The organism is Mycolicibacterium chlorophenolicum, from assembly GCF_001044235.1.
Taxonomy (GTDB): Bacteria; Actinomycetota; Actinomycetes; order Mycobacteriales; family Mycobacteriaceae; genus Mycobacterium; species Mycobacterium chlorophenolicum.
Genome location: NZ_JYNL01000064.1, coordinates 993,144 through 1,015,712 on the forward strand (window position 1 = coordinate 993,144; position 22,569 = coordinate 1,015,712).

A 22,569-nucleotide genomic window follows, 5' to 3' on the forward strand; every position below is an offset into this window, starting at 1 on the left:
GCACGGTCGGACATGAGCGAGGCCCTGCCCCTGCTGGCCCGCCGCCTGCGTGACCCGTACGAATTGCCCGGTGCCACCTGGCTTCCCGACTCCGGGAACACCGGACCGATTCGCCTCCCGATCGGCTTCACCCCCGTCGCCTGATCGGTACCCCACAACCCTCCTCCGAAAGGACCTCCCATGCGCATCACCGTCGACCGCAGCCTGTGTCAGGACCACGGTCAGTGCACCATCGCCGCACCGAACGTCTTCACCCTCGATGACGACGGGAAGCTCGAGTACGACCCGAGCCCCGACGAATCGGAGCGCGACGCCGTCGCCGAGGCCGCCGATGTCTGCCCTGCCCAGGCGATCTCGTTCGCGTTCTCCGTCATCGAGGTGAACAGATGACGACCACACCGCTCGACGCGCACCGTCAGCTCAACGCCACGAGCCCCGGCTTGGCGGAGGCGCAGGAGATCATCGACGACCGCGGAGTGGAGTTCGTCTACTTCCAGGCGATCACGATCACCGGACGCGTCGTCGGCAAAGTGGTCCCGGCGCGGCATTTCCACCGGTTGTCGGTCAAGGGGGTGCAGCAGCACCAGACCGCGGTCGCCAATCTGCAGAGCACCCGCGAAGGCGATCTGATGGCGGGCGGAGTGCACGCGCCCGAGTACACCGCTGTTCCGGACCTGGACACCTTCGCCGTCCTGCCGTGGGACACCAGCTTCGCCCGGGTGTTCTGCCGGCTCTATGAACCCGACCATCTCATCGACCGGGCCGGCGCGGAGTTCGCCTGCGACAGCAGAGGTTTACTGCACCGCATGCATGCCGGTTTCTCCGACCGGACCGGGTTGGAGCTGCGCACGGGGTGCGAACCGGAGATGACCTGGCAGGGCGAAGGTCTGGAAGCGCAGTTCCGGCCCGGCTCGAGCCCGGCCTATCACATCGAACACCTCGAGCGGAACCGGCCGATCGTCAAGAAGGTCGTCCAGTACGCCCAGGCGTTGGGCCTGGACATGGTCGAAGGCGATTACGAGGACGAGTTCCAGGTCGAGTTGAACTTCATGTTCGACCGAGCCGACCTGACGGCCGACCGACTCACCACCTACCGTCAGATCTGCAAACAGGTGGCGCGCGAATTGGGTATCCATGCGAGCTTCATGCCCAAGCCCGCCACCGGGATGATGGGCAACGGCTGCCATCACAACTTCAGTCTCTGGCGCGACGACGAGGTCAACGTGCTCGTCGATCCCGGAGTGACCGAGCTGCACCTGTCCACGGTCGGACAGCACGCCCTCGGCGGTCTGCTGGCCCACTCCGCCGGTGCGATGCTGGTGAACGGGTCCACCGTGAATTCGTACAAGCGTTACTGGGACGCCGGGCAATTCGCGCCGTCGCGGATCAACTGGGGTCTCGACAACAAGACCTGCACGGTCCGCCTGTCGGCGAACGGTCGACTGGAGTACAAGCTGCCCGACGCTGCGGTCAACCCGTACCTGTCTCACGCGGTGATCCTCGCTGCCTGCGAGGACGGCATGAAGAATGCGATCGATCCCGGCGCGCCGACGCGAGGCTCGTCCTACGACACCGTGCAGGACGAGCGGTTCCCGGCCCTGCCGCTCACGCTCGGCGAGGCGATCGACGCCTTTCGCGCCGATGAGGTGCTCACCCAGGCTCTCGGTCCGGAGTTGTCGGCGCTGCTCGTCGACTTCCACGCCGACGAATGGGCCCGCTTCTGCGGCGTCGTCACCGACTGGGAGCGTCAGATGTACTGGAACGACGCGCCGTGACCGCATCCTCGGATCCGCTGCGCCTGGCCTGTCTGGATGCCGAAGCGCCCCCACTGTTCTCGCTGTGGACGCCCGAACACGGCCGGCGGGGCTACGAACCCGCCGTCGCCGACGCGCTCGGAGCACAACTCGGCCGTCCCGTCGAATGGGTGCGCGTGCCGTGGGTCGACATGATTCCCGCGGTACAGCGTGGTGACGCCGACGCGGTGCTGTGCGGGCAGGGCATCACTGCTGAACGCCGAGCGCAGGTCGACTTCACACGGCCGTACGCCGTGTTCCACGAAGGTGTGCTGATCCGGCGGGGTGACGACATCGAGGGGCCTGCCGATCTGGTCGGCCGCAGGGTCGCCGCGATCGAGAACAGCACCAACATGGCGCTGGCCGAGACCTTCACGGGAGCGGTGCCGGTGCCATTCGGGCCCGGCTCCGACGACGTGTACGCCGACATGCTCGCCGCGCTGCTCGCCAAGGACGTCGACGCCGTCGTCGACGACGACGTGGTGTTCGTCCCGCTGGGCGCCACTCATCCCGACTACGAACTCGCGTTCACGGTGCCGACCGGTAACCGATGGGGGATCGCGGTGGCCAAGGACCGGCCCGACATTCTGGCCGACATCGACGACGCACTCGGTCGTCTCGTCGATTCCGGTCGCCTGCGCGATGTCTGGGAGGAGTGGCTGCCGACCCTCGACTACCCGTTCGGGACGTGAACCGGCCGTTGGTGGCCGTGCCCGGCCGCCGCGCCCCGCACGTGCCGATCCTGCGTTTCTCGGCGACGCTGGCTGCCGAGGCGATCTGTGAGGCAGTGTGGACGGCCGGCGGCGAACCGGTGACGGTGCACGGCCCCGCGGCCGATCCAGGCGCTGAATTGCCCGGCAGATTGGCCGCTTTCGACGGCGTGCTGCTTCCGGGCGGTGCCGATGTGGACCCGTGCCGTTACGGGGCCGACCTCGATCCGCGCACCCACGACACGGTGGCCTTCCAGGACGAATTCGACCTGGCCGTGATCCGTGCGGTGCTGCAACTCGACCTACCGGCCCTGGCCATCTGCCGAGGGATGCAGGTTCTCAACGTCGCGCTGGGGGGCACTCTGGTTCAGCACGTCGAGGAGACCGACACGCTGCACCACAACGCCGTTCACCAGGTGTCGGTGAGCGCCGGATCCCGGCTGCACGCGATCGTGGGCGTGGAGACCATCGACGTGTCGTCCTACCACCACCAGGCGCTGGGGCGACTGGCTCCCGATCTGACGGTGACGGCCGTCGCCGCCGACGGCGTCATCGAGGCCGCCGAGCATCGGCGCGCCGACATCCTCGGCGTGCAATGGCATCCTGAGGACCGCCCCACCTCGACCACCGACGCCGCACTGTTCGCCGACCTCGTCGACCGCGCGGGTAAACGAAAGGATTCTCGATGACCCACCGGGTGGAGCTCCGCGATGTCATGCCGACGTCGTCCGTCCCCGACCGTCCCCGCGCCCACATCTGTGTCCTCGCTTCGCTCAACTTCCCGGACATCAGCCCGGCGGATGTCGCGCTGATCCGGCGGTTCACCCGCGTGGCGCTCACGACGCTGCACGAACTCGGCGCGTCATACGACATCTGGGACACCACCGAGCCACTCGCGAACGCGCACAGAGCAGCAGAATTCGATGGTCTGCTGCTGCTCGGCGGCGGAGACATCGACGCATCCTGCTACGGAGTCCACACGCCCCATCCGAAGGCCTACGGTGTCGACCTCCGCGCCGACCGGGACGCGCTCGCCGTCATCGCCGCCGCCGAGGCGGCCGATCGCCCGATTCTCGGCATCTGCCGGGGCTCGCAACTCCTGAACGTGGCGCGCGGCGGCACGATCATCGGCGACATCGTGGACTACAGCCTGCATCACGGAGCGCCCGGCGAGCCCGAGTTCGTCGACGAGCCGATCGATCTCGTTCCCGGTACCCGGCTGGCCGCGATCCTCGGCGCACAGCGCGTCATCGGACGATCCGGCCATCATCAGGCTGTGGACCGGGTGGGTACCGGCCTGGTCGTCGCGGCCCGGGCGTTGGACGGCATCGTCGAGGCGGTCGAGGATCCACACCGGTGGTTTCTGGGGGTGCAGTGGCATCCGGAGGACGACGACGGTCCGGAGGCCGACCGCAGGGCCTTGTTCGCGGCGTTCGTGGATGCGGCCGAACAGGTGCGCCACGTCGTGCTGGCCGCGGCGGCCGCCGACGAGTAAGACTGCTCTTCGTGGCGATCACCGCGCGGGAGCTGGCTCAGGTCGAGGGTCTGGGTCTGTCTCTGATCGCCGGTGCGACCGCCGCCGAGCGCGACATCACCTGGGCGCACGCGATCGAACTGCCCGATCCGACCCCGTACCTGTCCGGCGGCGAACTGGTGATGACCACCGGAATCAACATCGGCACCGATGAGCGGGCGCAGTTCGACTACGTCGCACGCCTGGCCGCGGCCGGCACCGCCGCGCTGGCGGTCGACACCGGGACCACACTCGCCGAGGTGCCCGCCGGAGTACTCGCCGCCGGCGACAGGCTCGGCCTTCCGGTTCTCGAGGTGCCCCCGTCCACACCGTTCATCGCGATCACCCGCACGGTCATCGACGCGGTCAAGGCCGACGAACTCCGGGCGGTGCAGCGCGTGGTGGACGGGCAGGAGGTGCTCGCCCGCGCGACGCTGCGCGGCGGAATCCCCGGCGTGGTCGAAGCGCTGGCCGAGAAGCTGGCAGGCACGGTGCTGGTCGTCGGCACCGAGGGCACGGTGCTGGCCGCGGCGGGCAGCGAGCAGGACCGGTTGTTCGCCGTGGTCGTCGACGGCGCGCACTCGCCGGCGGCGCGCCGAGGGGGCGCGTATGTCACCGGTGATGCCGACGGCTACGTCACGGTTCAGAATCTCCGCGCGGCGCAACCTCTTCGGGGCCAACTGGCGGTGCGGACGGCAGCGCCGATGTCGAACTCGGAGCGGTTACTCGTCGCGCATGCGGTGTCGCTGATCTCGATCGCGCTGGAAAAGCCGGCCGGTGTGGCGGAGGCGGAGCAACGGCTGCGTACGGCGGCGACGCGCGCGCTGCTGCGGAGCTCCGTCGTCGACGACGGCGTGCTGCGCTATTTCGGTTTCGAGCCGCACGCCGCTGTCGTGGTGGCGGTTCTCCACGACGTCGGACCGATGCTGGCCGCCGAACAGGATCTGGGGCGGCTGCTCGCGACCGCCGGGCCCTATCTGATGGCCCCGGTGGGCGACGAGGTGGTGATCGTGGTGCCGGGCAGCGAGAGACGGCGTATCGACGGTCTCGCATCCGGGCTGGCGCAGCCACCCACCGGCGGCGTGAGCGACGCCGTCAGCGTCGACGAGATCGCTGTGGGCATGGAACAGGCCCGCATCGCCGGACAGGCACACCCCGGACGGATGGCCGCGTTCGCCGACCTCGGGACGTTCGGGGTGCTCCTCGGCGGCCGCAGTGCCGCCGAGTTGACCGTGCTGGCAGCACCGTTGACACCGTTGGACACCGAGCTGGTCGGGACGCTCGAGGCGTATCTGCGCCGCAACGGTCATCTGGAGGCCGCGGCGACCGACCTGCGCATCCACCGCCACACGATGCGCCACCGGATGCGTCGCATCGGCGCGCTGCTGGCCGACGACGTCGACGCCGTGGACACCCGGGTGCGACTCTGGCTCGCGATCCGGGCCCGTCAGCTGCTCTCCGAGCGGCAACCGTCGGCGCCACCGCCCAGCGGGGGAGGGCTGAGCCGGTAGCTGACCGGTGTGGCCGACAACTCGATCGGATTGGCGACCTGCGGTGTGGATCCGTCTGGCATGACGACCGTGGCGTCGATGCCGAGCCGGCGCGCGAAGGCGAACGCCTCGGACACGTCGTTGATGGGGCCGGCCGGCACTCCCGCGGCGGTCATCACCGCATACCAGTGATCGGCACCATGGCGGCTCATCTCGGCTTCAATCAACGCGCACAACGATTCCCGGTTGCTCACACGGGCGGGGTTGGTGAGGAACCTCGGGTCGTCCGCCCAGTCGGGTCTGCCGAGGGCGGCGCTGAACGCGCGGAACTGCTTGTCGTTGCCGACGGCGATCGCGATCGGCCGGTCGGCCGTCTCGAACGTCTGATACGGCGTGATGCTCGGGTGCCGGTTGCCCATCATGCCCGGGACCACTCCCGCACCCAGATAACCGGATGCCTGGTTCACCAGCGAGGAGAGCAGCACCGACATCAGGTTGGTGTCCACCCGCTGGCCCTCGCCGGTGCGGTCGCGGTGTGCGAGCGCGGCCAGGATGCCGCTGAGCGCGTGCAGGCCCGCGAGCACGTCGACCAGAGCCACCCCGACCTTGGTGGGATCGCCCGGCTCGGTGCCGGTGACGCTCATCAGCCCGCCCACGGCCTGCACCAGCAGGTCGTAACCGGGCAGGGCGGCCCCGCCGGCGCGGCCGAATCCGGTGATCGAGCAGTAGATGACGTCGGGCCGCAGTTTCCGCACGTCCTCGTAGCCGAGCCCGAGCTTCTCCATGGTGCCGGCGCGGAAGTTCTCCACGACGATGTCGGCGCCGCTGACCAGTTCACGCGCTCGCCGGAGGCCGTCGGGATCGGCGAGGTCCAGCGCGACGGACCGCTTGTTGCGGTTGACGGCGTTGAAATAGGTTGCCACACCTGCCGAATCGTGCGGCGGACCCCAGTGCCGGGTGTCGTCGCCGGTGCCCGGCCGCTCGACCTTGATGACGTCGGCGCCGAAGTCGCCCAGCATCATCGTCGCGTACGGTCCCGCGAGCACCCTGCTGAAGTCGACGACGACGATGCCGTCGAGCGCCCCCCGCGTCACGCGCCCGCCCGCCCGCCCCGCAGGTACACCGTGGTGGTGTGGGTGAAGAACTCGCGCGCGGCGCCGCCCTGCTCTTTCGGGCCGAGCCCGCTCTTCTTGGCCCCGCCGAACGGCACGTGGGGATCGGCGCCGGCAGACTCCGAGTTCACGTGCAACACGCCGACGTCGATCTGCTCGACGGCCTGCAGCGCTCGGGTGAGGTCCTGGGTGAACACCGCTGCGGACAGCCCGAACTCGCTGTCGCCGGCGAGCGCGAAGGCGTCCTCGGCGTCGGCTGCTCGCGCCACCGCCAGCACCGGTCCGAACAGTTCCTCGGTCCACACGTCGGCGGTGACACTGTCGAGCTCGACGATGGTCGGTGCGACGAAGTAGCCCTCGGCGCGGGCGCTGTCCGCGTAGGGTTGCCCTCCGGTCAGCACGGACCCACCCTGCGTGGCGGCGGTCGCGATCCCGGCCGAGATGCTCTGCTGCGCGGCAGCGCTGATCACGGGCCCCATCTGGGTGGCGTCGTCGGTGGGATCACCGACCAGTAGGCGCTGGGCCCGGTCACACAGTGACTCCAGGAACCGGTCGGCGATTCCCGAGGTGACGATCAGTCGCGATGTCGCCGTGCACTTCTGGCCGGTGGAGCGGAACGCGCCCAGCATCACCTGCTCGAGCGCGAGGTCGATGTCGGCGTCGTCGAGCACCACCGCGGCGTTCTTGCCGCCCATCTCGGCCTGTACCGGCACGCCACGCGCCGCGCCGGTGGCGGCGATGCGCCGCCCGATCCCGGTGGAACCGGTGAAGGTGAGGCCGTCGACACCCGGATGACCCACGATGGCGTCGCCGATGTCCGGTCCGCCGACGAGCAGGTTGAGCACACCCGCAGGCAGGCCGGCCGTGGTCAGCGCTTCGGCGAGCCGCATCGCGAGCAGGGGAACGGTGCCGGCCGGTTTCCAGACGACGGTGTTGCCGTACACCAGGGCAGGCGCGATCTTCCACGCCGGGATCGCGATGGGGAAGTTGAACGGCGTGATCACCCCGACGACCCCGATCGGCTTGCGAGTGACCAGGATTCGCTCACCGGCGCGCGGTGAGGCGAACAGCTCTCCGGCCTGCCGGTCGCCCTCGTTGCCGTAGTAGCGCAGGATCTGGGCGGCGCGTTGCACTTCGCCGATGCCCTCGGCCAGGGTCTTGCCCTCTTCGGCGGCCAGTTCCCGTCCCCACTCCCGCGCGTGGGCGGCGACGACGTCCGACGCGGCGAGCAGCAGTGCGCCGCGCTGGTGGATCGGGGTCGCCGCCCAGGCTGCGGCAGCTTCGGTGGCGGCCGCGACCGCCTCGTCGACGTCCGCGGCGACGGCACCGGGGCCCTCGGCCACCACGACGTGCGGGCGGGCCGGATTGACGCTGCGCACCGGTTCGCCGCTGCCGGCCGACCACTGTCCGGCGATCAGGTGTCGGATGTCGGCGGTCATGACCGGAACGCGGCGTGCCCGGTGAGCGCCTTGCCGATGGACAGCAGGTGCATCTCGGAGGTGCCCTCGTAGGTGAGCACCGATTCCAGGTTGTTGGCGTGCCGCAGCGGGGAGTACTCCAGCGTGATTCCGCTGCCGCCCAGCAGGGTTCGGCATTCGCGGGCGATGGCCAGGGCCTCCCGCACGTTGTTGAGTTTGCCCAGGCTGATCTGTTCCGGTGCGACGCCCTCGGCGTCCTTGATCCGACCCAGGTGGATCGCGAGGAGCATGCCCTTGCCGAGTTCGACGGTCATGTTCGCCAGTTTCTCCTGGGTCAGCTGGTAGCTCGACAGCGGCCTGTCGAAGACGCTGCGGGTGCCGGTGTACTCGATCGCCGTCTCGAGGCTGTCGCGGGCGGCGCCGAGCGCGCCGAAGACGATGCCGAAGCGAGCCTCGTTGAGACAGGACAGCGGTGCGCCGAGGCCTGCGGCGTGGGGCAGCTGCGCGGATGCGGGCAGGCGCACGTTGTCGAGCACCAGCTCCGAGGTGACCGACGCGCGCAGCGACAGCTTGCGGTGGATCGCGTTGGCGGTGAATCCCGCTGTGTCGGTGGGCACCAGGAATCCGCGGATGCCGTCTTCGGTGCGTGCCCACACGGTGGCGACGTCGGCGAGGTTGCCGTTGGTGATCCACATCTTGGTGCCGTCGAGCACCCAGTCGGTGCCGTCGCGGCGGGCCCGGGTGCGCATACCGGCCGGGTTGGAGCCGAAATCGGGTTCGGTCAGGCCGAAGCATCCGATGGCCTCACCGGTCGCGAGCCGCGGCAGCCATTCGTTTTTCTGTTCCTCGGACCCGTAACGGTGGATGGAGAACATCGACAGGGATCCCTGCACCGAGACGAAGCTGCGGAAGCCGCTGTCGCCGGCCTCCAGCTCCATGCAGGCCAGGCCGTAGCTGACCGCGTTGGTGCCGGCGCAGCCGTAACCGTCCAGGTGCATGCCCAGCAGGCCCAGCGCGCCGAACTCCTTGGCGAGTTCCTTGGGCAGGGTGGCCGATTCGAACCAGTTCTCGATGTCGGGACGCAGCACGGTGTCGACGAATTTGCGTACGGTCGCGCCGATCTCGCGTTCGTCGTCGTCGAGCAGGCGGGCGGTGTCGAACAGTTCCAACGGCGCGTAGATGGTCTTCTTCGGCGCAGAGGCAAGAGCGGTCATGGTGGTACTCCCGTTCGGTCAGAGGGTGGAGAAGCCGTCGCGCAGGACGTCGAAGGCCTCGACGAGCAGCGCATCGGAGATGGTCAGCGGGGGCAGGAACCTCAGCACGTTGCCGAACGTCCCCGCGGTGAGGGTGAGCACGCCGTTGTCGAGACAGTGCCGGGTGAGCGCGGCCACCGCGTCGCGGTGCGGATCGCGGCTGCCCGGCACCACCAGTTCGATCGCCATCATCGCGCCGCGGCCGCGGATCTCGCCGATCACACCTGTGCGCCGAGCGATGTCGGTCAGTTCACGCGCCATCACGTCGCCGATGACCCGGGCCCGCGACAGCAGGTCGGCGGTCTCGATCTCCTCGAACACCCCGAGCGCGGCGGCGCAGGCCACGGGATTGCCGCTGTAGGTGCCGCCGATGCCGCCCGGATGCGCGGCGTCCATGACGTCGGCACGGCCGGTGACCGCCGCCAGCGGTAACCCGCCGGCCAGACCCTTGGCGGTGACGAGCAGGTCGGGCACCAGGCCTTCGTGGTCGGAGGCGAACCAGCTGCCGGTGCGCGCGATGCCGGTCTGCACCTCGTCGGCGACCAGCAGGATGCCGCGGTCCCGGCAGAAGGCGGCGACCGACCGCAGGAACCCGTCGGCGGGGACGATGAAGCCGCCCTCGCCCTGGATCGGTTCGACCACCACGCAGGCGACCGCGTCGGCGCCGAGCTGCGCGTCGACCAGCTGGGCGAACTGACTGAAGGCTTCGTCTGCGCAGTGTTCCGGTCCCGACGGCCAGCGGTACGGGTAGGCCATCGGCGCCCGGTACACCTCGGGGGCGAACGGGCCGAAGCCGTGCTTGTAGGGCTGGTTCTTCGCGGTCATCGTCATGGTCAGTAGCGACCGTCCGTGGAACGCGTGGTCGAACACGACAACCGCGGATCGTCCGGTGGCGGCGCGGGCGTACTTCACCGCGTTCTCCACCGCCTCGGCGCCGGTGTTGAACAGCGCGGTGCGCTTCTCGTGGTCGCCCGGGGTGATCCGGTTCAGTGTCTCGGCGACCTCGATGTAGGGCTCGTACGGGGTGGCCAGGAAACAGGTGTGGGTGTACAGCGGCAGCTGGGCCATCGCCCGGGACACCACCGCCGGCGCCGCGTTGCCCACCGTGGTGACGGCGATGCCGCTGCCCAGATCGATGAACGAGTTGCCGTCCACGTCGACGACGACTCCGCCGCCGGCCGCGGCCACGTACACACCGGCGGAGCTGGTCAGGCCCGCCGGCAGCGCCGCCGCGCGGCGGGCCGCCAGCTCCCGCGACCGCGGACCCGGAACCTCGGTGCGCACCCGGCGCTGCTGGTCGAGGGAGGGTCCGCCGGTGAGGATGGCTGTCATGGCTTCACCGTAGGGAGGTTCACGACAGCAGTACATGTCCACAGCGGACAGGTGTACCGATGGATGTGTACGGAACGGCCAGTCACCAGATTGCGCGAGATCGTCGACGGAGCGGGTGGCTGAGCCCTAGGGTGGGTGGTACGCGGGCGGACCACAGGAGGTTGCGGTGCAGGACTACTCCGACGTGATCATCATCGGCGCGGGGATCTCCGGGATCGGGGCCGCGTACCGGATCGCCGAGCGCAATCCGGGCATGCGGTACACGATCCTCGAGCGGCGGTCCCGCATCGGCGGTACCTGGGATCTGTTCCGGTACCCGGGCATCCGCTCGGACAGCGACATCTTCACGCTGTCGTTTCCGTGGGAGCCCTGGACCCGGCAGGAGAACGTCGCCGACGGGGAGTACATCCGGCAGTACCTCGCCGACACGGCGCACAAGCACGGCATCGACCGGCACATCCAGTTCGACACGCACGTCACGTCGGTGGACTGGGACTCGTCGACCGACACGTGGACCGTGCACGCCGAGCAGGACGGGCAGGAGCGGGTTTTCCGGGGCCGATTCCTGTTCTGCGGCACCGGCTACTACAGCTACGACGATCCCTACCGGCCCGACATCGCCGGCCTCGACCGGTTCGGTGGGAAGGTGGTCCACCCGCAGTTCTGGCCCGAAGACCTCGACCACGCCGGTAAACGCGTCGTCGTGATCGGCAGCGGGGCGACCGCGATCAGCCTCATTCCCGCACTGAGCGAGAAGGCGGCGCACGTCACGATGCTGCAGCGGTCGCCGACGTACATGATGTCGATGCCGCGGATCGACCCGATGGTCGACTTCATCCGGAAGATCCTGCCCCGCAAGCTGTCCCATGCCGTGGTGCGTTTCCGCAACGCGATGTTCCACGTGCTGACGTACTTCATGTTCCGCAAGGCGCCGCGGTTCGGCCGCTGGCTGATCCGCAACCGCACGATGGCGGCGTTGCCGCCCGGCTACGACGTCGACGTGCACTTCAAACCGAGGTACAACCCGTGGGACCAGCGCATGTGCCTGGTCCTCGACAACGATCTCTTCGAGAAGGTGAAGCAGGGCCGTGCGGAGGTGGTGACCGACACCATCGACCACGTCGACGAGACCGGGATCGTGCTGAGCTCCGGCGCGCGCCTGGACGCCGACATCATCGTCACCGCCACGGGTCTGCAGCTGCAGGCGCTCGGCGGCATCCGGGTGTTCGTCGACGGCGACGAGATCGACCCGACGGACCGGTTCGTCTACAAGGAGTACCTCATCGAGGATCTGCCGAACATCGCGTGGTGCATCGGCTACACCAACGCCTCGTGGACCCTGAGGGCCGACATGACCGCGAAGGCCTTCGCGAAACTGTTGGCGTACATGACCTCTCACGGGTACACGCATGCCTACCCGCATCGGGGCGACGCGCCGATCTCGGAGAAGCCGGCGTTCGACCTGCAGGCGAACTACATCAAGCGCGCACCGCACGCGTTGCCGCGCTCGGGAACCCGACGACCGTGGAATGTGCGGCACAACTACGTGCTCGACGTCATCGACCACCGATTCGACCGCATCGAGGAGTCGATGATGTTCGGCCGCGCCGCGGTACGGGCGGTCACATCAGCATAGGGAGTTCACCATGGATGCGCGCGAGCCCGAACACAGCGACGTCATCATCATCGGGGCCGGCTTCTCCGGCATCGGCGCCGCGTACCGCATCCATGAGAAGAACCCCGATCTGACGCTCACCATCCTGGAGCGGCGCGAGCGTCTCGGCGGGACCTGGGACCTCTTCCGCTATCCCGGAATCCGCTCGGACAGCGACATCTTCACGCTGTCGTTCCCCTGGGAACCGTGGACGCGACCAGAGGCGATCGCCGACGGTGCGGACATCTGGCAGTACATGGCCGACACTGCGCGCAAGCACGGTATCGACGAGCTCATCCGGTACCGCACCGCGGTGCACTCCGCAGAGTGGCATTCCGCGACGGACACGTGGACAGTTCGCGCCGACCGTGACGGCACCGAGGCCGTCTTCACGGCTCGGTTCCTGTTCTTCGCCAGCGGCTACTACGACTACGACGAGCCCTATGTGCCCGACTTCCCCGGGATCGGCGACTTCCGCGGTGAGGTGATCCACCCGCAGCACTGGCCCGAGAACTTCGACGCCAGCGGCAAGCGCCTCGTCGTCATCGGCAGCGGCGCGACCGCGGTGAGCATGATCCCGTCGCTGACGCAGACGGCGGCGCATGTGACGATGCTGCAGCGCACCCCCTCGTATCTGTTGTCGGTGCCGCGAATGCTGCCGCCCATCAACGCGATCCGGCGGGTACTGCCGCGCCGGACCGGTCACTTGGCGGCCCGGTGGGTCATGTCGATGTTCGGCTCGCTGCTGTGGCTGGTCTCGCGACGTGCGCCTGCGCTGAGCAAACGGCTACTGCGCCGGATGACGATGCGGGAACTGCCGGCGAACTATCCCGTCGACGTCCACTTCCGGCCGCCGTACAACCCGTGGGACCAACGCATGTGCTTCATGGTCGACTCCGATCTGTTGAAAGCCGTCGCCGCGGGCGACGTCGACATCGTCACCGACCACGTCGATCACTTCGACACCGACGGCATCGTGCTGAGGTCCGGTCATCGGCTGGACACCGACGTGGTCATCACCGCGACCGGCCTCCAGATGCAGGCCCTCGGCGGAGTCGCCGTGTTCGTCGACGGGGACAAGGTCGAACCGCACCAACGGTTCATGTACCGCCGACATCTGCTCGAGGATGTGCCGAACGCCGCGTGGTGCATGGGGTACACCAACGCATCCTGGACTCTGGGCGCTGACATGACGGCACGCGCGGTGGCAAACCTGTTGGCGTACATGCATTCCCATGGCTATACCCATGCCTACCCGCATCTCGGGAACGAGACCATGCCGGAGCAGCCGGCGTTCAACCTGCAGTCGGGGTACGTGCTGAGAGGCCTGCAAGCATTGCCGAAGTCGGGACAGCGACGGCCGTGGATGCTCAGCCACACCTACGTCCGCGACGCGATCGGCCACCGCCTGGAGCCGATCGACGAGTCGATGGTCTTCGGCCGAGCGGGAGTGGCCGAACCCCACCCCGCCTGACCCCGTTCCCGCCGAAACTGCATTCCAGCAGCGAATGTGCGAGTAGGCGCCTGCTGGAATGCAGTTTCGGCGACGGGTCAGGGGGCGACGGTGAGCCAGTCGGCGAAACCCGACGGGTCGTGGCGACCCAGCGCGCCGTGCTCGAACAGCCCCCAGCCCTCACGTTCGGTGCCGTCGGCGTCGCGGCAGACGGCGCGGCCGACGTGGTCGATCACGCCGAACCCGGCGCGGCCGACGACAGCCGGATCGGTCATGTCGTAGGTCAGCCGCTCGGTGAACCGCTCGCCCTTCCACACACCGTGCAGCCAGTCCGAGTCGCCGCCGTAGCCACCGCCGACGTGGATCGGCACGGCCAGCTTCGACTCGACATCGAAATGCAGCGCGCTGCCGTCACTTCCGGTGGCGTCGATGCTCGCTCCGGTGGGAATGCGGGTGCCGGAGCGGTAGTGGATCTTCACGCGCGGCCAGCCGAGCTGCTCGACGCGGCCGTCCTTCCAGATGCGCGTGCAGTCGTTGAGCGAGCGGAAACCCTGCGGATCCTCCTGGATGATGATCACGATGCCGAAGTCGTCGAACGCCATCGGCACGTACAGCCACCACATACCCTCGAACGGTGGATCGTCGGGGCGTCCCGCCGGCTCCGCCTCGCCGACGGGCCGGATGCCCCAGGAGCGGTCGCGGGTGCCGATCCAGCGCGCCGGATCGACCGCGATGTCCTCACCGTCGATCGACAACTGCCCACTCCACGTGCCCACCTGGGCGAAGCGCTGCGCGTCCAACGTGATCCGGTTGCCGCGACGCATGATGTGCGGCTGCTCCTGGACGACGTCGAACAGCCCCTCCCACGTCAGGTCGGCGGCGATGCCCTCGGTGTCGTCGCAGACGATGCGCAGCTTGCGCAGCGGCTCGATCACCTCGACGCGGTAGTTCCCGACGTGCTGGTTGAGCCTGTCCTGGTCGATGGCGTCGGACAGGTGCACCGCCGTCTGGGTGTCCCCCCGCCGAACCAGCAGAAAGGCGTCCTTGACCCCGAGGTTGGGGTAGTAGCCGATGCCGGTGACGACGAAGATGTCCCCGGTGCGATCATGGGCGTTGAAGTAGGACCGGTCGTAGAAGTTACGGTCCGAGGAGCCCGGCCATGCGATCGGCTGCGGAACCTGGTGTACCGGGTACTCGTCCATCGGTCCGAGCATCAGACGGCTTCTCCTAACAGTCGTTTCAGCAGTGAGGCGTGGTAGAACAGCGTCTCGACGTCGGCGGGCTTCTCGATCTCGCCGAAGTGCACGCGCCGGGCGCCGGTGCGCATGAACACGCAGCACCACACCACCGCGGAGTACACGTAGAACCAGTCGAGGTCGCCGACCTCCACGCCCGTGACGTCGCGGTAGGTGGCCCGGATGTCGTCCTCGCGCAGGAAGTCGGGCATCCCGGGCAGTCCGGCGAGCTTGGTCAGCTCCTGGAACACCATGTGCGCGAACGCGAGCCACGCGACGTCGAACTCGCGCGGACCCACGGTGGCCATCTCCCAATCCAGCACCGCGACGGGGGAGAAGTCGCGGTACATGACGTTGCCGATCCGCGAATCCCCCCACACCAGTACGGGTTCGGTCGCGGCCACGTCGGCGGGAAACCGCTCCTCGAGCCACGCCAGGGCCCGCTCGACCAGCGGTGAGCGCCCGATGTCGGGAACGCTGAACTCATACCAGCTCTTCAGCCATCCGAAGTGCCGGTGCAGCGCGGTCTCCCCGGGCGGGTCGATGTCCTGCAGGAAGCCGAACGTCTGCTGGGCGTTGGGGATCGAGTGCAGCGCGGCCAGCACCTTCACGGTGTTGTCCTGCAGCAGGCGCTGCTGCTCGGGATCGGCGTCGAAGAGCCAGTTGTCGCCGAAGGTGTAGGGCATCACGTCGGGCGGCACGATCCCGTCGACGCGGTCCATCAGGAAGAACGGCCGCCCCAGCACATCGCCGGAACGCTCGAGCCAGCGGACCGCCGGCACCGGGACGTCGGTCAACTCGGCGACCAGGCGAATCACCTCGTGCTGATGATCGAGCCGGTAGTGCTCGAAGACCGGCACGTCCGCCTCGGCGGGCGCGACGCGCGCGACCCACCGCTGCTCGACCGGGTTACCGCCCTGCACCCAGCGGCCCGAGACCAGGATGGTCTCCGACGACATGCCGTTGGCGTCGACGCTGCTGTCGACGGTGATCTCGGGGGTGGTGTTGGGCAGCACCGTGGACAGCCAGCTCGACAGCGCGGCAGGGACGTTGGTCATGTCGCGGCTGGACCGTTGGAGCCGGTCGACGTCCTCGACGGCTGGGTCAGTGGTCACGAGAGAGTCCTTCCCGCCACGAATCGAGGTCCTGGCGCCTGCCAATACGATACGGTGGGTAGCGATATGAAAGCAGACCCGTCCTCGGCTGACAAGACCCCGAGTGCCGGACGCCCACGCGACCCGCGTATCGACGCTGCCATATTGCGGGCCACGGCGGATCTCCTTGTCGAAATCGGCTACGCCAACGTCACGATGGCCGCCGTCGCCGAGCGTGCCGGCACCACCAAGACCGCGCTGTACCGCCGGTGGTCGAGCAAGGCCGAACTCGTCCACGAGGCGGCGTTCCCGGTCACCCCGTCGGCGATCGACACCCCGCCCGGTGACATCGCCGCGGACCTGCGGGCGATGGTGGCGGCGGCGCGCGACGTGTTCACCAGCCCCGTGGTGGCCGCGGCTTTGCCCGGGCTCATCTCCGACATGTCGGCCGACCCCGCGATGCTCGGCCGCGTCAGCGCACGGTTCACCGACCTGTTCGCCGCCGTGGGGACCCGGTTGCGTGACGCGGTCGACCGGGGCGAGGTGCGCGACGACGTGGATCCCGACGGCCTGGTGCACCTCATCGGCGGCGCGACGATGCTGGCCCTGCTGCAGGCCCCCGACTACCTGGCGAGTGCGGCGTGGGTGGACAACACCACGTCGATCCTGCTGCACGGCGTGGCAGCGCCGTAGTCAGCCCGGGTTGATCTGCTCCCTGTTGCGCTGCGCGACGGCGGTGAAGCGGTCGCCGAGAGTGTCGAACTCGCGGTGCTGCGCGAACGCGATGCGTTCCTCGGCGGCCAGCGCGGGATCGGTCACGGCGGCCGCGCCGCTGGTGTAGATCTCCTTGAGGCCGCGCATGGTGGGCCCGGGCACGTCGGCGATCTGGGTGGCGAGCTCGACGGCCCGTTCGAGCAGCCGGCCGTGCGGCACCACCTCGGTGACCAGTCCGATCCGCTCGGCGCGGGCGGAGTCGACCACCTCGCCCGTCATCGACAGACGCCGCGCCATCGCGGCGCCGACCAGCTGGGGGAGCCGCGCCGTCATGCCGCCGCCGGGCAGGATGCCCACCCGGGCGTGGGTGTCGGCGAACACCGCCCGCTCCGAGGCGATCAGGAAGTCACAGCCCAGCGCCATCTCCAGACCTCCGGTGAACGTGGCCCCGTTCACCGCGCCCACGACCGGGGTCCGCATGGCGGCCACCGCGGCGATGCAACTCTGCGAGCGGAACTCTTCGAAGTACGAAAGGCCATCGCGGGCAGCTTCTTTCAGGTCGACGCCGGCGCAGAACGCCGGATCGGCGCCCGTGAGAACGACCGCGCGGACGGACTCGTCGGCGTCCGCGGCGGTCAACGCGGCGTAGCAGGCGCGGATCAGATCGCGGCTGAGCGCGTTGCGCGCCTGCGGGCGGTTCAGCGTGATCACGCGGACGGCGCCGTGGTCGGCGGTGAGCACGAGTTCGGTCGACATCAGAGGAAGCGGTTGGCCGCGTTGGCAAGGTCGAGCAGCGGTTGCGGCAGCGCGCCGAGCAGGAACGTCACCGCCGCGGTGACCACCACGACGGCCGTCGTCAGCACGCTGGGCACCACCACGGTCGGGGCGTCGTCGGGACGGTCGGTGAAGAACATCAGCACGATCACGCGCACGTAGAAGTACGCCGCGATCGCGCTGGCGATCACGCCGACCACCACCAGCGGGATGGCCCCGCCTTCGCCGGCCGCCTTGAACACCGCGAACTTGCTGACGAACCCGCTGGTCAACGGAATCCCGGCGAACGCCAACAGGAACAGCGAGAACACGATGCCCACCAGTGGATAGCGTTTTCCCAGCCCTGCCCACCGCGCCAGCGCGGTGTCCTCCTCGCCGTCGACGTCACGGACCAGTCCGACCACCGCGAACGCGCCGACGGTGGAGAAACCGTAGGCGAACAGATAGAACAGCGTCGACGACAGCCCCGACTCGTTGCCGGCGACCACACCGGTCAGGATGAACCCGCTGTGCGCCACCGCCGAATACGCCAGGATCCGCTTCACGTCGTTCTGCGTCACGGCGGTGATGGTGCCGACGGCCATCGTGGCGATCGCGATGGTCCACAGCACGGGCCGCCAGTCGTCGTGCAGGCCGGGCAGCGCCACGTAGAACAGGCGCAGCATCGCCCCGAACGCCGCGATCTTGGTGGCCGCGGCCATGAACGCGGTGATGGGCGTCGGCGCACCCTGGTACACGTCGGGGATCCACGAATGGAACGGCACCGCACCGACTTTGAACAGCACGCCGACCAGTAGCAGCGCGATGCCGATCAATGCCAGCGACCGTGAACCCGTGTCCGCCGACACCGCCTCGGCGATGCCCGGCAGCGACAGCGTGCCCGCGTACCCATACAGCATCGCCGCGCCGTAGAGGAAGAACGCCGACGAGAACGCGCCGAGCAGGAAGTACTTCAGTGACGACTCCTGGGAGAGCAACCGCCGCCGCCGTGCCAGCCCGCACAGCAGGTACAGCGGCAACGACAGCACTTCGAGCGCGATGAACATCGTCAGCAGGTCATCGGCCGCGGGGAACAGCAGCATGCCGCCGACGGCGAACATGGTCAACGGGAAGACCTCGGTCTGGATGACCCCGGCCGCGGTCGCCTGCTTCTCGGCGACGCTGCCCGCGATCGCGGAGGCCTGCGGGGTGAAGGCGTCCAGTCCGCCGCGCTCGGTGCCGCGGTCGGGGACGCCGATCCGGCGCTCGCCGATGAGCAGGATGCCGAGGATGCCGACGAGCAGGATGGTGCCCTGCAGGAACAGTGCGGGCCGGTCGACGGCCACCGCGCCCATCACCGCACTGGTTCCGTTGCCGCCGTGCATGTCCCGCGTGACGAGAACGACGGCGACGAACGCCGCGGTCAGCGCCGCGAGGCTGAGCGCGACCTGTGCGGCGTAGCGCTGCCGGCGGGGCAGGACGGCTTCGAGGAGCACCCCGAGGACGGCCGCGCCGAACACGATCAGCATCGGCGCGATCAGGCCGTACTCGATGGACGGGGCGGGCAGGTTCATCGCGCCGGGCCTTCCGCCATCCGGGGTGCCGGGTCGGGCTGGTCGATCGTCGTCAGCGTGTGCGTCACCGCGGGATTGATCACGTCGAGGGCGGGCTTGGGATACACCCCGAGGACGAGCAGCAGCGCGATCAGCGGTGCGACGACCGCGATCTCACGCGCCCGCAGATCCGGCAGCCGGGTGTCGCCCTCGGCGAGCGCCGGCGGGGTCGGTCCGGTCATCATCCGCTGGTACATCCACAGCACGTAGATCGCCGAGAGCACCAGGGCGCTGGCGGCCAGCACACCGAACACCGGGTAGCGGGTGAAGGTGCCGATGAGGACCAGGAATTCGCTGATGAACGGCGCCAGCCCGGGTAGCGACAGCGTGGCCAGCCCCGCCACCAGGAAGGTGCCGGCCAGCACGGGCGCCACCTTCTGGACGCCGCCGTAGGCGCTGATGAGGCGGGAACCACGCCGCGACACCAAGAATCCGGCGATCAGGAACAGCGCCGCGGTCGAGATGCCGTGGTTGACCATGTACAGCGTCGACCCGGACTGGCCCTGCGTGGTCATCACGAAGATGCCCAGGATGATGAAGCCGAAGTGCGAGATCGACGTGTAGGCGATCAACCTCATCACGTCGGTCTGACCGATCGCGACGACCGCACCGTAGATGATGCCGATCACCGCCAGCGTGATGATCAGGGGGCTGAAGAACTTCGCGGAGTCGGGGAACAGCGTCAGGCAGTACCGGATCATGCCGAACGTCCCGACCTTGTCCATGATCGCCATCATCAGCACCGCGCTGGCCGGGGTGGCCTCGACCGCGGCGTCGGGCAGCCAGCGGTGCAGCGGCCACAACGGCGCCTTCACCGCGAACGCGAACATGAACCCACCGAACAGCAGATGCATCACCACCGGGTTCATCGTGAACTCACCGCCGGCGACCGCCGCGACGATCGCCCGCAGGTCGAAGGTGCCCGCGTCGAACGCGTCGCTCGTGGACGTCGCGACATAGAGCCCCACCACCGCGGCGAGCATGATCAGACCGCCGAACAGGTTGTACAGCAGGAACTTCACCGCCGCCCGGCTACGGTCGCGGCCGCCGAACCCGCCGATCAGGAAATACATCGGGATCAGCATCGCTTCGAAGAACACGTAGAACAGCAGGATGTCCAGGGACACCAGCGAGATCAGCACCATGCCTTCGACGGCCAGCGTCAGCGCGAAGTAGATGTGCACCGAGCGGCCGCCCCAGCTGAGCCGGTCGCCGGCGTCGTTCCAGCCCGCGACGATCAGCAGTGGCACCAGCACCGCCGTCAGCACCACCAGCGCCAGCGCGATGCCGTCGACCCCGAGGATGTAGCCGGTGCCGAAAGACGGTATCCAGCGGTAGTTCTCGACGAACTGGTACTGCTCGCCGCCGGGGTCGAAGCCGACGGCGACGACCGCGGTGACGGCGAGCACCGCCAGCGCCACGGCCAGCGCCACCCACTTGGCCAGCGAGCGGGCGGCCGCGGGCAGCACCATCACCACCACCGCGCCCAGCATCGGCACCGCCCAGAGCACGGTCAGCCACGGCAGGGACATTGAAGACGTCCCGGTCGTCACCACAGGTTCACCGCCAGGATCAGCGCGACGACGAACGTCGCGCCGGCCAGCATCGACAGCGCGTAGGAGCGGGCGAATCCGGTCTGCACCTGTCGCAGCCCGTCGGACAACCGGCCGATCCCCGCGGCCAGGCCACCGGCCGCGCCGTCGACCGCCTCGTCGTCGAGTTCGGTGAGTCCCCTGGTCAATTGCGCCCCCGGCGCCATCAGCACCCTCTCGTTGAACGCATCGCCGTAGAGGTCGCGGCGTGCGGCGACGGTCAGCGCCGATCCCGCCGGCGCTTCGGCGGGCACCGCGCGCGTCCCGTACATGCGGTAGGCGATCAGGATCCCGACCGCGACCACGGCCAGCACCACCACGGTCACCACCCAGACCGGCACGGCGTGGTGCGCCTCGTGGGCGCCGACAACCGGTTCGAGCCAGTGCTGCAGGGTGCCGCCGAGCGCCAGGGCGCCGCCGGCGGTCACGGACCCGACGGCGAGCAGGATCATCGGCCACGTCATCACCGCGGGCGCCTCGTGGGGATGGTTGTGTTCGGCCCAGCGCTTCTCCCCGAAGAACGTCATCAGCATCACCCGGGTCATGTAGAACGCGGTGATCCCGGCTCCGAGAATCGTCGCCGTGCCGAGGATGACGCCTTTGATGCCGCCTGCGCCGAGCGCGGCCTCGATGATGCCGTCCTTGGAGAAGAACCCGGCCAGCGGCGGGATGCCGATGATCGCGAGGTAGCCGAGGCCGAAGGTCACGAACGTCACCGGCAGGGCCTTGCGCAGCCCGCCGTAATGGCGCATGTTCACCTCGTCGTCCATCGCGTGCATCACCGACCCGGCGCCGAGGAACAGGCCGGCCTTGAAGAAGCCGTGGGTCAGCAGGTGCATGATCGCGAACGCGTAGCCGGCCGGTCCCAGACCCGCGGCCAGCACCATGTAGCCGATCTGACTCATCGTCGACGCCGCGAGCGCCTTCTTGATGTCGTCCTTGGCGCAGCCGACGATCGCGCCGAACAACAACGTGACCGCGCCGACGACCACCACTGCGGTCTGCGCGTGCGGGGCGAGGTCGAAGACCGGCGCCGAGCGCACGATCAGGTACACCCCGGCGGTGACCATGGTTGCGGCGTGGATGAGCGCCGACACCGGCGTGGGACCCTCCATCGCGTCGCCGAGCCAGGACTGCAGGGGGACCTGGGCCGACTTGCCGCACGCGGCGAGGAGCAGCAGCAGACCGATCGCGGTGAGTGTGCCCTCGCCCAGTTGCGGTGCGGCACCGAACACGCCGCTGAAGGACACCGCGCCGATGGCGGAGAACATCACCATCAGCGCGACGGCCAACCCGATGTCACCGACGCGGTTGACGACGAACGCCTTCTTGGCCGCGGTGGCGGCCGACGGCTTGTGCGACCAGAAGCCGATCAGCAGGTACGACGCGAGACCCACACCCTCCCAGCCCATGTAGAGGCCGAGGTAGTTGTCGGCGAGCACCAGCAGCAGCATCGCGGCGAGGAACAGGTTCAGATAGGCGAAGAAACGTCTGCGACCGACGTCCTCTTTCATGTAGCCGATCGAGTAGATGTGGATCAGCGAGCCGACACCGGTGATCAGCAACGCGAAGCACATCGACAACTGGTCGAGTTGCAGACCGAAGTCGACGCGCAGCTCGCCGACGGGCACCCAGCTGAACAGGCTCTGGTGCATCGCGCGCTGTTCGGCGTCGCGGCCCAGCATGTCGGCGAAAAGCACTGCCGCGCAGACGAACGACGCCAGCGCCGCGGCTGTGCCCAGCAGGTGGCCCCAGGGGTCGGAGCGCTTGCCGGCCAGCAACAGCACCAGTGCGCCCGCCAGCGGCAGGGCGATGAGCAGCCACACGGGAAGTGTCATCG

General features: G+C 68.8%; 20 protein-coding genes. 10 read left to right on the top strand and 10 right to left on the bottom strand.

Annotated features, from left to right (window positions below; translation table 11 throughout):
* The first annotated feature begins 12 nt into the window (after positions 1-12).
* The 7 genes from MCHLDSM_RS40160 to MCHLDSM_RS27000 are packed head-to-tail and all read left to right on the top strand — an operon-like array spanning position 13 to position 5,527.
* Complete coding sequence (locus MCHLDSM_RS40160) at positions 13-144, top strand: hypothetical protein (RefSeq protein ID WP_268782190.1); 132 nt, start codon at positions 13-15, stop codon at positions 142-144.
* 36 nt (positions 145-180) lie between these two features.
* Positions 181-390: a ferredoxin gene (locus MCHLDSM_RS26975; RefSeq protein ID WP_048416614.1), complete on the top strand. Its 210-nt coding sequence runs from the start codon at positions 181-183 to the stop codon at positions 388-390.
* Positions 387-1,775: a glutamine synthetase family protein gene (locus MCHLDSM_RS26980; RefSeq protein WP_048472755.1), complete on the top strand. Its 1,389-nt coding sequence runs from the start codon at positions 387-389 to the stop codon at positions 1,773-1,775. The genes MCHLDSM_RS26975 and MCHLDSM_RS26980 overlap by 4 nt, the downstream gene beginning before the upstream one ends.
* Complete coding sequence (locus MCHLDSM_RS26985; RefSeq protein ID WP_048472756.1) at positions 1,772-2,485, top strand: substrate-binding periplasmic protein; 714 nt, start codon at positions 1,772-1,774, stop codon at positions 2,483-2,485. Before MCHLDSM_RS26980 ends, MCHLDSM_RS26985 begins: the two co-directional genes overlap by 4 nt.
* A complete protein-coding gene (locus tag MCHLDSM_RS26990; protein WP_048472757.1) occupies positions 2,482-3,192 on the top strand; it encodes a gamma-glutamyl-gamma-aminobutyrate hydrolase family protein in 711 nt (236 codons plus the stop codon). The genes MCHLDSM_RS26985 and MCHLDSM_RS26990 overlap by 4 nt, the downstream gene beginning before the upstream one ends.
* Positions 3,189-3,998: a gamma-glutamyl-gamma-aminobutyrate hydrolase family protein gene (locus MCHLDSM_RS26995; RefSeq protein WP_048472758.1), complete on the top strand. Its 810-nt coding sequence runs from the start codon at positions 3,189-3,191 to the stop codon at positions 3,996-3,998. The genes MCHLDSM_RS26990 and MCHLDSM_RS26995 overlap by 4 nt, the downstream gene beginning before the upstream one ends.
* A gap of 11 nt (positions 3,999-4,009) precedes the next feature.
* A complete protein-coding gene (locus MCHLDSM_RS27000) occupies positions 4,010-5,527 on the top strand; it encodes a PucR family transcriptional regulator (RefSeq protein WP_048472759.1) in 1,518 nt (505 codons plus the stop codon).
* On the opposite strand, the gene MCHLDSM_RS27005 is transcribed toward MCHLDSM_RS27000, so the two are convergent.
* From MCHLDSM_RS27005 to gabT, 4 genes are read right to left on the bottom strand one after another with little or no spacing between them, the layout of a single operon-like run.
* Positions 5,464-6,600: a CaiB/BaiF CoA transferase family protein gene (locus tag MCHLDSM_RS27005; RefSeq protein WP_048472760.1), complete on the bottom strand. Its 1,137-nt coding sequence runs from the start codon at positions 6,598-6,600 to the stop codon at positions 5,464-5,466. The two genes, MCHLDSM_RS27000 and MCHLDSM_RS27005, sit on opposite strands and share 64 nt — an antisense overlap.
* Entirely contained in the window at positions 6,597-8,057 is a 1,461-nt protein-coding gene (locus tag MCHLDSM_RS27010; protein ID WP_048472761.1) for an aldehyde dehydrogenase family protein, read from the bottom strand. Before MCHLDSM_RS27010 ends, MCHLDSM_RS27005 begins: the two co-directional genes overlap by 4 nt.
* Positions 8,054-9,250: an acyl-CoA dehydrogenase family protein gene (locus tag MCHLDSM_RS27015; protein ID WP_048472762.1), complete on the bottom strand. Its 1,197-nt coding sequence runs from the start codon at positions 9,248-9,250 to the stop codon at positions 8,054-8,056. Before MCHLDSM_RS27015 ends, MCHLDSM_RS27010 begins: the two co-directional genes overlap by 4 nt.
* Before the next feature lie 18 nt (positions 9,251-9,268).
* Positions 9,269-10,621, bottom strand: a complete 1,353-nt coding sequence (gene gabT, locus MCHLDSM_RS27020; protein ID WP_048472763.1) for a 4-aminobutyrate--2-oxoglutarate transaminase — start codon at positions 10,619-10,621, stop codon at positions 9,269-9,271.
* Positions 10,622-10,787: 166 nt separating this feature from the next.
* Here gabT and MCHLDSM_RS27025 point away from each other — a divergent pair, with 166 nt between their 5' ends.
* A complete protein-coding gene (locus MCHLDSM_RS27025; protein ID WP_048472764.1) occupies positions 10,788-12,257 on the top strand; it encodes a flavin-containing monooxygenase in 1,470 nt (489 codons plus the stop codon).
* 10 nt (positions 12,258-12,267) lie between these two features.
* Entirely contained in the window at positions 12,268-13,749 is a 1,482-nt protein-coding gene (locus MCHLDSM_RS27030; RefSeq protein ID WP_048472765.1) for a flavin-containing monooxygenase, read from the top strand.
* A 77-nt stretch (positions 13,750-13,826) separates the two neighbouring features.
* Here MCHLDSM_RS27030 and MCHLDSM_RS27035 read toward each other — a convergent pair whose 3' ends face one another.
* Together MCHLDSM_RS27035 and MCHLDSM_RS27040 are read right to left on the bottom strand one after the other, a co-directional pair.
* The gene (locus tag MCHLDSM_RS27035) at positions 13,827-14,942 is read right to left on the bottom strand and encodes an Rv3169 family protein (protein ID WP_048472766.1); all 1,116 of its coding nucleotides are present in this window, start codon (positions 14,940-14,942) and stop codon (positions 13,827-13,829) included.
* Positions 14,942-16,078: a phosphotransferase family protein gene (locus tag MCHLDSM_RS27040; RefSeq protein WP_048472767.1), complete on the bottom strand. Its 1,137-nt coding sequence runs from the start codon at positions 16,076-16,078 to the stop codon at positions 14,942-14,944. The genes MCHLDSM_RS27035 and MCHLDSM_RS27040 overlap by 1 nt, the downstream gene beginning before the upstream one ends.
* A gap of 66 nt (positions 16,079-16,144) precedes the next feature.
* Between MCHLDSM_RS27040 and MCHLDSM_RS27045 the strand changes: the two genes are divergently transcribed.
* Positions 16,145-16,750: a TetR/AcrR family transcriptional regulator C-terminal ligand-binding domain-containing protein gene (locus tag MCHLDSM_RS27045; protein WP_048472768.1), complete on the top strand. Its 606-nt coding sequence runs from the start codon at positions 16,145-16,147 to the stop codon at positions 16,748-16,750.
* Here MCHLDSM_RS27045 and MCHLDSM_RS27050 read toward each other — a convergent pair whose 3' ends face one another.
* From MCHLDSM_RS27050 to nuoL, 4 genes are read right to left on the bottom strand one after another with little or no spacing between them, the layout of a single operon-like run.
* A complete protein-coding gene (locus MCHLDSM_RS27050; protein ID WP_048472769.1) occupies positions 16,751-17,527 on the bottom strand; it encodes an enoyl-CoA hydratase in 777 nt (258 codons plus the stop codon).
* A complete protein-coding gene (gene nuoN, locus MCHLDSM_RS27055; RefSeq protein ID WP_048472770.1) occupies positions 17,527-19,098 on the bottom strand; it encodes an NADH-quinone oxidoreductase subunit NuoN in 1,572 nt (523 codons plus the stop codon). The genes MCHLDSM_RS27050 and nuoN overlap by 1 nt, the downstream gene beginning before the upstream one ends.
* On the bottom strand, positions 19,095-20,669 hold the full coding sequence (locus tag MCHLDSM_RS27060; RefSeq protein WP_048472771.1) for an NADH-quinone oxidoreductase subunit M: 1,575 nt from the start codon (positions 20,667-20,669) through the stop codon (positions 19,095-19,097). Before MCHLDSM_RS27060 ends, nuoN begins: the two co-directional genes overlap by 4 nt.
* Positions 20,670-20,686: 17 nt before the next feature.
* Positions 20,687-22,567, bottom strand: coding sequence for an NADH-quinone oxidoreductase subunit L (gene nuoL / locus MCHLDSM_RS27065; protein WP_048472772.1), 1,881 nt, complete (start codon positions 22,565-22,567; stop codon positions 20,687-20,689).
* Between the last annotated feature and the right edge of the window lie 2 nt (positions 22,568-22,569).